The sequence below is a fragment of the Rheinheimera pleomorphica genome (genome assembly GCF_011634895.1).
GTDB classification, from domain to species: Bacteria; Pseudomonadota; Gammaproteobacteria; order Enterobacterales; family Alteromonadaceae; genus Alishewanella; species Alishewanella pleomorphica.
Genome location: NZ_SIRR01000025.1, coordinates 101,231 through 115,261, shown reverse-complemented (window position 1 = coordinate 115,261; position 14,031 = coordinate 101,231). Strand labels below are relative to the sequence as shown.

At 49.1% G+C, this 14,031-nt stretch carries 14 protein-coding genes; 5 read left to right on the top strand and 9 right to left on the bottom strand.

From position 1 onward, the window contains the following. Positions 1–58 precede the first annotated feature (58 nt). Together EYB30_RS15520 and EYB30_RS15515 are read right to left on the bottom strand one after the other, a co-directional pair. Entirely contained in the window at positions 59–514 is a 456-nt protein-coding gene (locus EYB30_RS15520; RefSeq protein ID WP_166839867.1) for an NUDIX domain-containing protein, read from the bottom strand. A gap of 41 nt (positions 515–555) precedes the next feature. Next, positions 556–1,134 carry a pseudouridine synthase gene (locus EYB30_RS15515; protein ID WP_241698057.1) on the bottom strand — a complete coding sequence of 193 codons (579 nt, stop codon included), beginning with the start codon at positions 1,132–1,134 and terminating at the stop codon, positions 556–558. Positions 1,135–1,441: 307 nt separating this feature from the next. Here EYB30_RS15515 and EYB30_RS15510 point away from each other — a divergent pair, with 307 nt between their 5' ends. Next, entirely contained in the window at positions 1,442–3,670 is a 2,229-nt protein-coding gene (locus tag EYB30_RS15510) for an NADP-dependent isocitrate dehydrogenase (protein WP_166839863.1), read from the top strand. 81 nt (positions 3,671–3,751) lie between these two features. On the opposite strand, the gene cspD is transcribed toward EYB30_RS15510, so the two are convergent. Beyond that, complete coding sequence (gene cspD / locus EYB30_RS15505; RefSeq protein ID WP_008218396.1) at positions 3,752–3,970, bottom strand: cold shock domain-containing protein CspD; 219 nt, start codon at positions 3,968–3,970, stop codon at positions 3,752–3,754. 191 nt (positions 3,971–4,161) lie between these two features. Here cspD and clpS point away from each other — a divergent pair, with 191 nt between their 5' ends. Together clpS and clpA are read left to right on the top strand one after the other, a co-directional pair. Then, the gene (gene clpS, locus EYB30_RS15500) at positions 4,162–4,482 is read left to right on the top strand and encodes an ATP-dependent Clp protease adapter ClpS (RefSeq protein ID WP_166839861.1); all 321 of its coding nucleotides are present in this window, start codon (positions 4,162–4,164) and stop codon (positions 4,480–4,482) included. 54 nt (positions 4,483–4,536) lie between these two features. Further along, positions 4,537–6,804, top strand: coding sequence for an ATP-dependent Clp protease ATP-binding subunit ClpA (clpA, locus tag EYB30_RS15495; RefSeq protein ID WP_166839859.1), 2,268 nt, complete (start codon positions 4,537–4,539; stop codon positions 6,802–6,804). A gap of 73 nt (positions 6,805–6,877) precedes the next feature. Here clpA and infA read toward each other — a convergent pair whose 3' ends face one another. The 4 genes from infA to trxB all read right to left on the bottom strand — a co-directional run bounded on the left by infA (position 6,878) and on the right by trxB (position 9,572). Further along, positions 6,878–7,096, bottom strand: a complete 219-nt coding sequence (gene infA, locus EYB30_RS15490) for a translation initiation factor IF-1 (protein ID WP_008610216.1) — start codon at positions 7,094–7,096, stop codon at positions 6,878–6,880. Positions 7,097–7,190: 94 nt separating this feature from the next. Next, positions 7,191–7,892: an arginyltransferase gene (locus EYB30_RS15485; RefSeq protein ID WP_174978757.1), complete on the bottom strand. Its 702-nt coding sequence runs from the start codon at positions 7,890–7,892 to the stop codon at positions 7,191–7,193. Continuing rightward, positions 7,885–8,607, bottom strand: a complete 723-nt coding sequence (aat, locus tag EYB30_RS15480) for a leucyl/phenylalanyl-tRNA--protein transferase (RefSeq protein WP_166839857.1) — start codon at positions 8,605–8,607, stop codon at positions 7,885–7,887. Before aat ends, EYB30_RS15485 begins: the two co-directional genes overlap by 8 nt. Before the next feature lie 8 nt (positions 8,608–8,615). Continuing rightward, positions 8,616–9,572 (bottom strand): thioredoxin-disulfide reductase, encoded by a 957-nt coding sequence (trxB, locus tag EYB30_RS15475; protein WP_166839855.1) that lies wholly within the window; start codon positions 9,570–9,572, stop codon positions 8,616–8,618. A 428-nt stretch (positions 9,573–10,000) separates the two neighbouring features. Here trxB and EYB30_RS15470 point away from each other — a divergent pair, with 428 nt between their 5' ends. Next, complete coding sequence (locus EYB30_RS15470; protein WP_166839853.1) at positions 10,001–11,587, top strand: S8 family serine peptidase; 1,587 nt, start codon at positions 10,001–10,003, stop codon at positions 11,585–11,587. Positions 11,588–11,623: 36 nt separating this feature from the next. Here the strand turns inward: EYB30_RS15470 and trhA are convergent, their stop codons facing one another. Then, on the bottom strand, positions 11,624–12,265 hold the full coding sequence (trhA, locus tag EYB30_RS15465; RefSeq protein WP_166839851.1) for a PAQR family membrane homeostasis protein TrhA: 642 nt from the start codon (positions 12,263–12,265) through the stop codon (positions 11,624–11,626). 189 nt (positions 12,266–12,454) lie between these two features. Between trhA and EYB30_RS15460 the strand changes: the two genes are divergently transcribed. Then, positions 12,455–13,636 (top strand): glycosyltransferase, encoded by a 1,182-nt coding sequence (locus EYB30_RS15460; RefSeq protein ID WP_166839849.1) that lies wholly within the window; start codon positions 12,455–12,457, stop codon positions 13,634–13,636. An 8-nt stretch (positions 13,637–13,644) separates the two neighbouring features. On the opposite strand, the gene EYB30_RS15455 is transcribed toward EYB30_RS15460, so the two are convergent. Further along, positions 13,645–13,983 carry a hypothetical protein gene (locus EYB30_RS15455; RefSeq protein ID WP_166839847.1) on the bottom strand — a complete coding sequence of 113 codons (339 nt, stop codon included), beginning with the start codon at positions 13,981–13,983 and terminating at the stop codon, positions 13,645–13,647. Between the last annotated feature and the right edge of the window lie 48 nt (positions 13,984–14,031).

The window sequence follows — 14,031 nt, the reverse complement described above, 5'->3', positions numbered from 1 at the left end:
CTTTTGAAGGCTTAAAAACAAGGCGCGGATTATACATGAAATTTATCAGCTGCGCATGTTATCGCGCTGGCTGAATAAGGTTTAGCGGCAGACGAACACCTTGCTGATATAACTGAATGGCATCACTGACCAAAGCACTGCGCAGTGGCAGCGCGCTGTGCTGCAGCTGGCTGGCACTGAGCCAGTGCAGTGCCAGTATGTCACTGTCCTGCGGTTGATGGTGTTCTGGCAGACTTGTGGGTTCAAACACAAAGTTGACCCTTACATAACGGTGACCATTGCTGGCTTTTAGCTGCGAGATCCCCAACCAGGCACTTGGCGTAAGTAACAATCCGGTTTCTTCGTATAATTCACGTTGCACGGCGCTAAGCAGATCTTCATTTTGCTCAACATGGCCGGCAGGTTGGTTTAATACACGCTGTTTGCTTAGTTTGTCGGTTTCTTCTACCAGCAAAAATTTTTGTTCAAACTGCACTATCGCTGCCACGGTAAGGTGTAACTGTGCTCTGCTCATGTTGTTTTGCTGCCTTTTATCAAAAGGGGAAACGCCACTGCCTAGGTCAGCGACAGTTGCTTATACTCGCCCGGGGCTAAATTATCCAATCGCCAGGGGCCAATTTGGACCCGTATCAATCGCAGGGTAGGGAAACCCACCGCAGCGGTCATCCTTCTTACCTGACGGTTACGGCCTTCAGTGATGGTCAGACTTATCCAGCAGGTGGGAATATTTAGACGTTGTCTTACCGGCGGCTGGCGCGGCCAGATATCCGGAGCGGGAATTCGCTGTGCGTTAGCGGGTGCTGTCAGACCATCATTTAGCGGTACACCATCACTCAGTTGCTGCAGCGCTGCATCACTGATATCGCCTTCCAACTGCACCCAGTAAGTTTTGGCCATTTTGTGCATGGGGTCGCTGATCCGGTGCTGGGTTTTGCCACAGTTAGTTAGTAGCAGTAAACCTTCACTGTCACGGTCAAGCCGGCCCGCGGCATAGACACCGGCTATTGGTATATAGTCAGCCAGGGTTGCGCGTCGGGGCGTACTGTTATCGGTAAATTGACATAACACATCAAAAGGTTTGTTAAACAATACCAGCTGGGGATTTGAGACTTTGGTCGCATTGTGTTTTTTCACATATGGATTATGGTGCAATTTCTGTTTGGTACGCTCGGGTTTCACTGTTGTTTTATCTCTGAAGTTCGTAGCATTTGTTCGTGTGACAGAGACTGTCAGCATTAGTTAACACCACCCTGTATCGGGTGTAAATTGCATGATAGCCATAGCATTAGCGGCAAAGACCGTTGCCTATTTTATTGAATGTCATGCTGCTATACTAGCGCCGCTTTGCAACAAGTGCGTTTAAAACATCAATATCGCCCGGATGAAGGTGCGAACTGGCCTTTAGTTGTCAGTCGTTCGCAAACACATTACAGGAACTAACATGTCAAAAGAAATTGCAAAAATTATCTACACTGAAACGGATGAAGCGCCAGCATTGGCAACCTATTCGTTGCTGCCGATAGTGCAGGCATTCTCTGCTGCGGCGGGTATTGCGGTAGAAACCCGTGATATTTCTCTTTCTGGCCGCATTATTGCCAACTTTCCAGATTTCCTGACGCCAGAGCAGCGTATTGCTGATGCCTTGACTGAACTGGGTGAACTGGCCAATCAGCCAGAAGCAAATATTATTAAACTGCCCAATATCAGTGCGTCTATTCCACAGCTAAAAGCGGCAATCAAAGAGCTGCAACAGCAAGGCTATGCGTTACCCGATTATCCGGCTGAGCCCAAAACGGAACAAGAACGCGATGTTAAAGCGCGCTATGACAAAATTAAAGGCAGTGCGGTAAACCCGGTATTGCGTGAAGGTAATTCTGACCGCCGTGCACCGGCTTCTGTTAAACAGTACGCGAAGAAAAACCCACATAGTATGGGCGCCTGGTCAGCAGAATCTAAATCCCATGTGGCGCATATGGGCCAGGGCGATTTTTATGGCAGTGAGCAATCAACCACTTTTGCCGATGCTGACGTGCTGAAAATTCAGTTAGTCGCCTCAGACGGCTCTGTCTCAGTGCTCAAAGATAACGTCGCGGTATTGGCCGGTGAAGTGGTTGACGCCGCCACAATGAGCAAAAAGGCGCTACGTGCCTTTTATCAGCAGGAAATCGCTGCAGCGAAGCAACAAGATGTGTTGTTATCATTACATTTAAAAGCCACCATGATGAAGGTGTCAGACCCCATTATGTTCGGTCATGCGGTGCTGGAGTTCTTTAAACCGGTGTTTGACAAACACGCAGCGCTGTTTGCTGAACTGGGTGTTGACGTTAATAACGGTGCCGGTGATATGTTCGCCAAAGTAGCAACCTTGCCGCAGCCACAGCAGGCCGCCGTGCTGGCGGATATTAACGCCTGCTATGCGTCACAACCGGCGCTGGCGATGGTAAATTCTGATAAAGGCATTACCAACCTGCACGTACCAAGCGATGTGATTATCGATGCTTCTATGCCGGCAATGATCCGCAGCTCAGGCCAGATGTGGGGCCCGGATGGTAAGCTTAAAGATACGAAAGCGATGATCCCGGACCGCTGCTATGCCGGTGTATACCAGGAAACCATCGAATTTTGTAAAAAGAATGGTGCCTTTGACCCACGCACTATGGGCTCGGTGCCCAATGTCGGCCTGATGGCACAAAAAGCGGAAGAATACGGCTCACACGATAAAACCTTTGAAATTGCGGCTGATGGTAAAGTACAGGTGCTAAACAGCAAAGGCGACGTTGTGTTTGAGCATGCGGTTGAGCAAGGCGATATCTGGCGCATGTGCCAGGTAAAAGATGCACCAATTCGCGACTGGGTAAAACTGGCAGTAAATCGTTCTCGTTTAAGTAATACCCCGGCGGTATTCTGGTTAGACAGTGCACGTGCCCATGATGCGCAGCTGATCACTAAAGTACAGGGCTACTTAAAAGAGCATGATACCAGTGGTCTGGATATTCAGATCTTATCACCGGTAGAAGCGACCCGTTTATCACTGCAGCGAATGAAGCAGGGGCTGGATACGATTTCGGTCACTGGTAACGTGCTGCGGGATTATTTAACCGATTTATTCCCTATTTTAGAGCTTGGCACCAGCGCTAAGATGCTCTCTGTAGTGCCGCTGATGAACGGCGGTGGTTTGTTTGAAACCGGCGCTGGCGGCTCAGCACCTAAGCACGTTGAGCAGTTTATCGAAGAAAATTACTTACGCTGGGATTCACTGGGTGAGTTTTTAGCCTTAGCCGCTTCTCTTGAGCATTTAAGCCAGGTGACGGGCAATGCAAAAGCGAAAGTACTGGCTGATGCGTTGGATGCCGCTACCGCTAAGTTCCTTGATAACGACAAGTCACCACGGCGTAAGCTGGGTGAGTTGGATAACCGCGGCAGCCATTTCTATCTGGCGCTGTACTGGGCCGAAGCATTAGCAGCACAAACAGCTGATAGTGAGTTACAAACGCGTTTTGCTAAACTCTCAGCGACCTTACAGCAGCAGGAAGCGGCGATAGTGGCAGAGCTAAACGGTGCTCAGGGTAAAGCCGTCGACATTGGTGGCTACTACCGGCCAAACCCAGAATTAGTGTCTAAGGCCATGCGGCCCAGCCAAACCTTTAATCAGGCGCTAGCTAACGCGTAATTCAGCGAAAAACCAATAAGCAAAAGCAGGCGAAACGCCTGCTTTTTTCTTTTCGTATTACGCTTTACGCTAAGCGAATATTTACTCTGTCAGATCACCGGGCACTTTAATATTCACAGCGTGTAAGCCCTTCGGGCCTTCAGACAGGTCAAACTCGACATCCTGTCCGGCCTTTAGCGTGCGGTAGCCATCCATGCTAATGGTTGAATAATGAGCAAAGATATCTTCATCACGGCCATCTTCACGAATAAATCCAAATCCTTTGGCATTATTGAACCATTTTACTTTACCGGTAGCCATACAACTTACTTCCTTCTCTAAGTTAGCTAAATTCTGTATTCTTAGTTTCAGTGGCGGGATTGTTAGTGATCCCAACAACTAATGTAGATAATTTGAGCATACAGTCAAGTTATTTGCAAAATTAAACTAAAATTTTACCAATAATTAACTCAAAGCTCCTTTGATGGAATACGCAGGCGTGGCTATAGTTTATGAGCGGCAATAAAGAAAGCAACGTACAACAGGGTGGTTTGGAAGAGTTGACACGGCAACGTGTTGCTCCGCCACCAATGTATAAAGTGGTACTGCACAACGACGATTACACCCCGATGGATTTCGTTATCGATGTGTTAAGCCGGTTTTTTAATATGCAGTATGAACAGGCGACAGAAGTAATGTTAAAAGTGCATTACGAAGGAAAAGGGGTTTGTGGTGTTTTTACCGCTGAAATAGCGGAAACCAAAGTGCAGCAGGTAACGCAGTATGCCAAAGAGCATCAGCACCCGCTGCTGTGTACCATGGAGCGCGCTTAAGGTAAGTCCTGGCATGATTCTGGTGTCGTTACTCAGGTGGATTAGGAGTGGTGTATGTTAAATAAAGATCTTGAGTTAACTCTGAATTTGGCTTTCAGGTTCGCGCGCGAGCGCCGTCACGAATATATGACGGTAGAGCATTTACTGCTGGCTTTGCTGGACAACCCGGCTGCCGGTGAAGCGCTGCGCTCTTGCGGCGCTAACATTGAGAAGCTGCGGCAGGAGCTGGCCAGTTTTATTGATTCTACAACCCCGGTACTGCCGGAAGGCGAGTTAGAGCGTGACACGCAGCCAACGCTCGGTTTTCAGCGTGTGCTGCAGCGTGCCGTGTTCCATGTACAATCATCCGGTAAGTCTGAAGTGACCGGTGCCAATGTGTTGGTGGCGATTTTCAGTGAACAGGAATCTCAAGCCGTTTATTTGCTGAAGAAAATCGATATTACCCGCTTAGACGTGGTGAATTTTATCTCACATGGCGTCACCAAAACCGAAAAACTTGAACAGCACGATGAGCATGTGCAGGAAGAAGGCACAGATGCTGTCAGCGATGACAGTAAGTATCTGGAAAACTTTACCGCGAATTTAAACTTGCAGGCAAAAAATGGCCAGATAGACCCGTTAATTGGCCGCGAGCATGAAGTAGAGCGTGCTATTCAGGTGCTTTGCCGGCGTAAAAAGAATAACCCGTTGTTGGTCGGTGAGGCCGGTGTTGGCAAAACGGCTATTGCTGAAGGCTTAGCCTACCGTATTGTGCACAATGAGGTGCCAGAGGTAATTGCCAATGCCACCATCTACTCGCTGGATATGGGCGCTTTACTGGCAGGAACTAAATACCGGGGTGACTTTGAAAAGCGGCTGAAGTCTTTACTAAAAGAATTGGAACGGGAAAAAGACGCCATCCTGTTTATCGATGAAATTCACACTGTCATTGGCGCCGGTGCCGCGTCAGGCGGCGTAATGGATGCCAGTAACCTGATTAAGCCGTTACTGTCCAGTGGCCGTTTGCGCTGTATGGGCTCGACCACCTATCAGGAATTTAAAAGTATTTTTGAAAAAGACACGGCGCTGGTACGACGTTTTCAAAAAATCGATGTGGCTGAACCCAGTGTGGAAGATACCACCCGTATTTTACTGGGCTTAAAAGAGCGTTACGAGCAGCACCATAATGTGCGTTACACACAAAAGGCAATCCGGGCGGCAGCGGAGTTGTCCGCTAAGTATATTAACGAGCGACATTTACCGGACAAAGCCATTGATGTGATAGATGAAGCCGGCGCAAGTCAGCGGTTATTGCCTTCTTCTAAACGGCGCAAAGTGATTAACGTGCCGGAGATTGAGCATGTTATTGCTAAAATGGCGCGCATTCCGGAAAAATCGGTATCAGCGTCGGATAAAGACGTGCTGGCCAATTTAGATCGCAACCTGAAACTGGTGGTGTTTGGTCAGGATGAGCCAATAGAAGTGCTGACGGCAGCTATCCGCCTGTCACGCTCTGGTCTGGGCAATGAAGAAAAACCGATAGGTAATTTCCTGTTCGCCGGCCCAACCGGTGTGGGCAAAACCGAAGTGACGAAACAACTGGCAAAAGCGTTGGGGGTAGAGCTGCTGCGTTTTGATATGTCAGAATATATGGAGCGCCATGCTATTAGCCGGTTAATCGGTGCACCGCCGGGTTATGTTGGCTTTGAACAAGGTGGCTTGTTAACAGATGCGGTATCGAAACATCCGTATTCGGTCGTGTTGCTGGATGAAATTGAAAAAGCACATAGCGATATTTACAACATTTTGCTGCAAGTGATGGACCACGGCACTTTGACCGATAATAACGGCCGCAAAATTGATTTTCGTAATGTGGTACTGGTGATGACCACTAATGCCGGGGTGCAGGAAACTATTCGTAAGTCGATCGGCTTTAAACAGCAGGATCACAGCCATGATGCGTTATCAGAAATTAACCGTACCTTTAGCCCGGAGTTTCGCAACCGGCTGGACGGTATTATCTGGTTTAAACATTTAGCGGCGGACATTATTCTGCAAATTGTCGATAAGTTTATTTGTGATCTGCAGGTGCAGCTGGACAAAAAACAGGTATCGATGGAGTTAACATCTGCTGCCAGGCAGTGGTTGGCTGACAAAGGCTATGACCATGCGATGGGCGCACGACCAATGGCCAGGGTAATTCAGGAACAACTGAAAAAACCACTGGCAAATGAGATTCTGTTTGGTCGCTTGTTACACGGTGGTGATGTCCGGATCGATTTGCAAAATGATCAACTGAGTTTTGCCTATCAAACAACCGAGGAAGCGGCCCTGACCGATTAACAGCTCCCAGAAAAAAACAGTAAACCCGGCTTAGGCCGGGTTTGTGTTATCTGGCATACTGCAAATAGCCGGCTTAACGCTGGCGGAACACGATACGGCCTTTAGTCAGGTCATAGGGTGTTAATTCTACGGTTACCTTATCGCCGGTTAAAATACGGATATAGTTTTTACGCATTTTACCTGAAATATGAGCGATAACGACATGGCCGTTTTCCAGTTCAACTTTGAACATGGTATTTGGCAGGGTATCCAAAATGGTACCTTGCATTTCAATTACGTCTTCCTTCGCCATTCAGCGCACTTGCCTCTTAAAATTGGGTGAACCATAAAAAAACTGCGCAGATTGTGCCGAAATCATCAGCATAAGTAAAGCGACATGCGCTTTTTTAGCCAAATGAGTGCCATTGTCCCTGAATAAATCGCTGTTGTGGCAAAAATGCGGCCTTATAGGCCATTTTCTGGCACTCATCAATTTGATAGCCCAGGTAAAGCCAGTCTTTTTGTTGCTGTGCTGCACATTGTATTAAGTACAACACGGCTAATATGCCGGGTGAAAACCGACTGACGGCCGGCTGATAAAAAGTATAGACGGCAGAAAATGCTAAGTCAGTTTCATCTACTATCGTTAACGCCACCAATTGGTCATTATAATATTGTTTTAATAGCCGCACCTTTAACCAGGAGCAGTTCAGCATGCTATTAAGTTGCTCAGGTGCCGGTGGATACATGCTGCCATCCTGGTGTTTATGGCCGATGTAAGCGGCAAACAGGGCGTAGTAGTCCTGGCTAAGCTTATCATCCAGTTGGTAACGCCAGGACACTCGCGCTGCTTTTTGCAGTAAACGGCGTTGGCTGCGGCTTGGTTTGAATTGTGTCGGTGTAATACGTACCGACTGACAAGCCTGGCAAGTGGGGCAATGTGGTGTATACACCTGCTCGCCGCTGCGGCGAAAGTTAAGCTGCAGCAGTTGTTGGTATAGCGCGGCGTCTAGCGGTTGCTCTGGCAGTAAAAATACCAGCTGTTCTTGTTGCTGGCTCAGGTAACTGCACGGCGCCGGCGCGCTCAGGCCAAAACGCAGCTCAGCCATTGTTATCATCCAGGCTAAAGTCTCTGGCAGCCCAGTGTGCTGTTGGCATAGGTTGTTGGCGTAACCTTGTTAATAGCTTGATGTAGTCAGGACGCGGCAACGGTTGCACGCCCAACTGCAGTAAAAACGGATTAGGCATTTGACAGTCTATCCAGCCAGCAGCCGCTTGCTTAAGATGACATTGCAGCGCCAGCAGTGCCAATTTGGCAGTATCGGGCATCAGGTTAAACATAGACTCGCCGCAAAACAGGCTGCCAATCTGTACACCGTATAAGCCGCCAACCAGGGTATCCTGTTGCCATACCTCTACGCTGTGGGCATGGCCCTGACGGTGAAGTTCAGTATATGCCTGCTGCATGGCCGGTAATATCCAGGTGCCAGGCTGTTTAGCCCGCGGTGCAGCACACTGCTTTATTACCCTGACAAAGGCCTTGTTGACGCTAAAATGCAGCTGATGACGACGGATTTGCTTTTTTAACGTGCGACTCAGGCTGAGTGTATCGGGCGGGAACACCGCCCGTACTGATGGGCTCCACCATAACAGTGGATCGCCTTCGCTAAACCAGGGAAAGATCCCTTGCTGGTAGGCACTTAACAAGCGCTGCACCGACAAATCCCCCCCCATGGCCAGTAAACCATCGGGGTCATCAAGCGCACGGGACAGCGGTGGAAAGCTGACATCGTGCGCGCTTAATTCCGGCAGGTATATGGCCACAACCGACGTTATTTGCTTAGCGCATCCAGGTAGCGTTCTGCATCCAGCGCCGCCATACAACCAGTACCCGCTGAGGTAATGGCCTGACGATAGATATGATCAGACACATCACCGGCAGCAAATACACCTGGCACGCTGGTTTGAGTGGCATTACCTTCAGAACCGCTTTGTACTTTCAGGTAGCCGCCATTCATGTCCAACTGACCGGCGAAAATATCGGTGTTGGGTTTATGGCCAATGGCAATAAATACGCCCTGCAATGCCAGTTCTTCGTCTGCTTCACCCTGAGTCGACTTTAACCTTATGCCGGTTACACCCATGTCATCGCCTAACACTTCATCCAACTGGCGGTGGGTGTGCAGTACAATGTTCCCGCTGGCCACTTTGGCCATTAAACGGTCGACCAGAATTTTTTCTGCTTTAAAACTGTCGCGGCGGTGCACCAAATGGACTTCTGCAGCGATATTTGACAAATACAGTGCTTCTTCGACAGCGGTATTACCGCCGCCAACTACAGCCACTTTCTGGTTACGGTAAAAGAAGCCATCACAGGTAGCGCAAGCTGACACGCCACGGCCACTGTAGGCTTGCTCAGAAGGCAGGCCAAGATACTTTGCCGAGGCTCCGGTACAAATGATCAGCGCATCGCAACTATATACCGCATTGTCGCCGGTTAACGTAAAGGGCCGCTGCTTAAGATCTACGGTGTGAATATGGTCAAACACGATTTCGGTATTAAAGGTTTCAGCGTGCTCGCGCATACGTTCCATCAACGCCGGACCGGTTAAACCGTGGGCATCACCTGGCCAGTTCTCTACTTCAGTGGTGGTGGTTAACTGGCCACCTTGCTGCATACCGGTGATTAAAACCGGGTTCAGGTTAGCGCGGGCGGCATACACCGCAGCAGTATAGCCAGCCGGGCCAGAACCTAAGATAAGCAGGCGGCTATGTTTGACGTCAGACATGTAATTCTCCGGGACAACTTAAGTAAAATCGGTAATGGAGGCGATTCTAAAAGAATGCAACCCCAAGCGAAAGTAGCGGCCGGCATTTAATCTGTTGTGCGCTGTAAAGCTTGGCGGATACACCCGTGTTTAACGTCAACTTAAGCCAGCCAGACTGGCGGCTGAGTGGTCTGAGGTTTTATGCAAACAGCATAGCCTTAGCGGTTTACACTCGTAATTGCCGATGTAATTTTATGTAAAGCAGTACCCAAAAAAACTGTTTTGTTTCTGTAAGTTATATAAATTATCTAATTTGGGGTTATCTCAGTAATTTGTAATGAATTTATAATCAATTTGTAATAGATGTCTGGGTTTAAGTTGGTTAATTATTGAGCGGCAGGATGCGTCTCGTACAACACGGACAATAAAAATTAACCAAGGGTACTAAGATGAAAAAGATCACCACTGTACTGGCTGCAGCGTCTGCCGGTTGTTTTGCGTTAAGCCTGACGTCTGTCGCTGTTGCCGAAGGCATGAAAAAACCAGAACCTAAATTAAGCCTGGCGGAGCTGGCAGACAATAAAGCTACACGATACATCGTAAAATTTAAAGAACCGGTCGCGACTATGGGCGCAGACGGCCGTAGTCAGCGCGCGCAGTTTTCTACTACAAGGGCTCAGCAAGTGCTACAAAAGGTAAATGTGAATGCTCTGTCACACTTACAATCCGTACATGCCAGTGTCGCAGAGCTGACGCCTAAACAGCGCAGAATGCTGCAAAGCGATCCGAATGTTGAATATATTGAAGAAGATCATAAACGCTATCTGATGGATGTGATCAGCCCGATGGCACAAACCACACCTTATGGCATTACCATGGTGCAGGCAAATCAGGTTAGTGACGCCAGCGCAGGTAATACCAAAGTGTGTGTCATTGATACTGGCTATGACTATGATCACGAAGATTTGCAAAGCTCAGGCGTTACTGGTTACTCGTTTTCAGGCCATGGCAACTGGTACGAAGATGGTAATGGCCACGGTACCCACGTCGCTGGTACTATGGTGGCGCTGAATAATAATACGGGTGTGGTCGGCACTATCGGCTCCGGTCAGGCAGGGGTACACATCGTCAAAATTTTTAATAACTCCGGTAACTGGACCTACGCGTCAGATTTGGTTCAGGGTATTCAATCTTGCCAAAACGCCGGGGCAAAAGTGGTGAATATGAGTTTGGGTGGCGGTTCATCTAACCAGACTGAAAACACCGCAATGAACAACTTTTATAATAATGGCATGCTGTTAGTCGCGGCAGCGGGCAATGGCGGTAATACCAGCTTTTCCTATCCAGCTTCTTACAACGCAGTAGTATCGGTTGCGGCCGTGAACTCCAGTGGTTCGCTGGCAAGCTTCTCACAACGTAACTCTCAGGTAGAAATTGCCGGCCCTGGCGTTAGCGTAAATTCAACCTGGAATAATGGCGGTTATAACAGCATCAGCGGTACATCCATGGCGTCCCCTCATGTTGCCGGTGTTGCCGCACTGGTGTGGAGTAACCATCCAGAATGTAGTGCTGCGCAAATCCGTAATGCACTTAATGCTACGGCCGAAGATCGCGGAGCGGCGGGGCGTGATACGTCGTATGGCTGGGGTATTGTAAAAGCCAAGGCTGCACATGATTATTTGACCAATAACGGTTGTGATGGCTCGGGTGACGGCGGTGATGGTGGCGATGGTGGTGACGGCGGCGGTGCCACTTTCCCTAACCTGTCTGCGTCAAGCGGTCAATGGTTAAGAGGCAGTTATCAGATCCCATCAGGTGTGTCCAGCGTCACCTTCCAGATCTCAGGTGGCAGCGGTGATGCTGACTTATATGTACGTTATGGTAGCCAGCCGACGACAACAGCCTATAACTGTCGGCCCTATTTAAACGGCAATAATGAAATCTGTACCTTTAACAATCCGCAAGCCGGTACCTGGCATGTTGGTATTCGTGCTTATACTGCCTTTAGTGGCGTAACCTTTAGCTATCAGTACTGATGGCAGCAAACAGGCCGGCGCTTCCGGCCTGTTTTTTTAGCCTTGTAGTGCATACAAATAAACAGCAAAAAAGTGTAGTACGCTGCCTGCCAACACAAATAAATGCCAGATCATATGGTGCAGATATAAGCTTTTCCAAGCGTAAAACAGAGTGCCGAAAGAATAGCTTAAGCCACCGGCGAGTAAAAGTAATAAGCCGCCGGTGGCAACATGATTTAGCATCGGTTCAATGGCAATAATGACCAGCCAGCCCATCCCCAGATATAAGCCCAGTGATAGCTTTTTATATTTAAGGCCGGTTGCTAACTCAATAATGACACCCGCCAGGGCGACTGCCCAAATAAGCGCGAACAGTGGCAAGCCCCAGTTGTCGCGTAAATTAAGCAGGGTAAAAGGAGTGTAGGTACCGGCGATCAGGATAAAAATCGCCGCGTGATCGAGCTGTCGTAGCCGTCGTTTTATGTCGGCTTGCGAAATGGCATGATACAAGGTTGAGCTGCTGTACAGTAACAGCAGGCTTAAACCATAAATAAGGCTACTGGCCAGATACCAGTTGTCGTTTAGCGGCAAGGTTATCGTTAGCATTAATATCAGGCCAATCAGGCTCAGCAGTGCGCCTGCGCCATGACTTAATGCATGCAGTGTTTCTTCGACTGCGGAATAGTGTGTGGTGGTCATGTAAACGTTCCGGCGGTTAGTTGGTGATATCTTAGCATGAGTCGCATGAGCACCAAGTTGTTGCGCAGAGCAAATTGTAGGTAAAATGCCGTTTTGCTTGTGGAGAGCTTGCTGTTGAACGCTGCCCCTTTGTTGATTGTCATTGGCTATGTCTGGCCTGAACCGAATTCATCTGCGGCAGGTTCCCGGATGCTGAGTTTGCTTAAACTGTATCTGGCGCAGGGCTGGCGGGTGATGTTTGCCAGCGCGGCAGAGCAGGGGCCGCACCGTTATCCGCTATCGGCGCTGGGCATCAGTGAACACAAGATCGCGCTTAATGACAGTAGTTTCGAATACTGGCTTGCTAGCGTTAACCCACAAGCGGTGATGTTTGATCGTTTTATGCTCGAAGAGCAGTTTGGCTGGCGGGTAGAGCAAGCGTGCCCACAGGCATTGCGTATTTTGGACATGGAAGACTGTCATGCGTTACGTGATGCCCGTCAGCGCTGTTTTAATGCCAAAGTGCCTGTTGATGCCCAGGCATTGAATTCTGAACTTGCGATGCGGGAAATCGCCGCGATTTATCGTTGCGATATCACGCTGGTCATTTCTGAGTTTGAAATGCAGCTGTTACAACAGCATTATCAGCTACCGGCATCGTTGCTATGTTACTGCCCGTTTTTACTGGACCAGCCGACGGCAGAAAGTGCGCTTAGCTATGCACAGCGGCAACATTTTATTGCTATCGGCAATTTTCGTCATGCGCCTAACTGGCAGGCAGTATTGTGGTTAAAACAGCAGATTTGGCCTTTAATCCGCTCACAGCTGCCGCAGGCGCAGCTGCATATTTATGGCGCTTATCCACCACCTAAAGCCACGGCCTTGCATAATGAGCGTGACGGGTTTTGCATAAAAGGCTGGGCAGAGGATGCGATAAAGGTACTGCAACAAGCACGGGTATGTCTTGCACCACTGGCCTATGGTGCCGGATTAAAAGGCAAGCTACTTGACGCTATGCGTTGCGGTACCCCTAATGTTACCACGCGTATCGGCGCCGAAGGCATGCAACTGGAGCACCAGGCTTGGGGTGGCGCTATTGCTGATACGGCAGAGGGCATCGCCGATGCAGCAGTGCAGTTGTATCAACAGCACGAGCTGTGGCAGCAGGCGCAGCAGCATGGGTACCAGTTAGTGCAGCAAAAATTTGCGTTGCAACAACACCAGGCGAGAATTTGGCAGCAATTAACCCAGACAGCAGCTGCGTTGGCGGAACACCGGCAACACAACTTTACCGGCCTGATGCTCAGGCATCATGCTTATCGTAGTACTAAATTTATGGGGCAGTGGATAGAGGCAAAAACGCGTCTGGCTGCATTAACACAGCCAGACTAACGCTATTCTCAACGGCAACCGCGCGGTTGACGCTGTTTGTTACCTAAACGTTCCGCCCACACTACCGCGGCAGACTGGCCATCGCCACTGTTTTTAGCTTTAGCAGTTTTGGCTTTTGCCGGTTTTGTCGCGGCGGGTTTGGCCGCTGCTTTTTTTGCTGCGGCAGGTTTAGCGTCTGCAGCGCCATAGCTGGCACCAAGCTCAGCGAGTTCGGCCAGACGAATATTTTTACCACCATCGACACTAAACCAGCCTGGTTTTTGCTCTAACTGCGGCGCTTTACCAAAAGCGGCTTGATAGGCTGCGGTAAACTCGGCAACAACCTGATCTTTATCCAATTTACTCATACGGATCCTTACCTGACATTATTTGTGCATTCAGCGCAATATTTATAC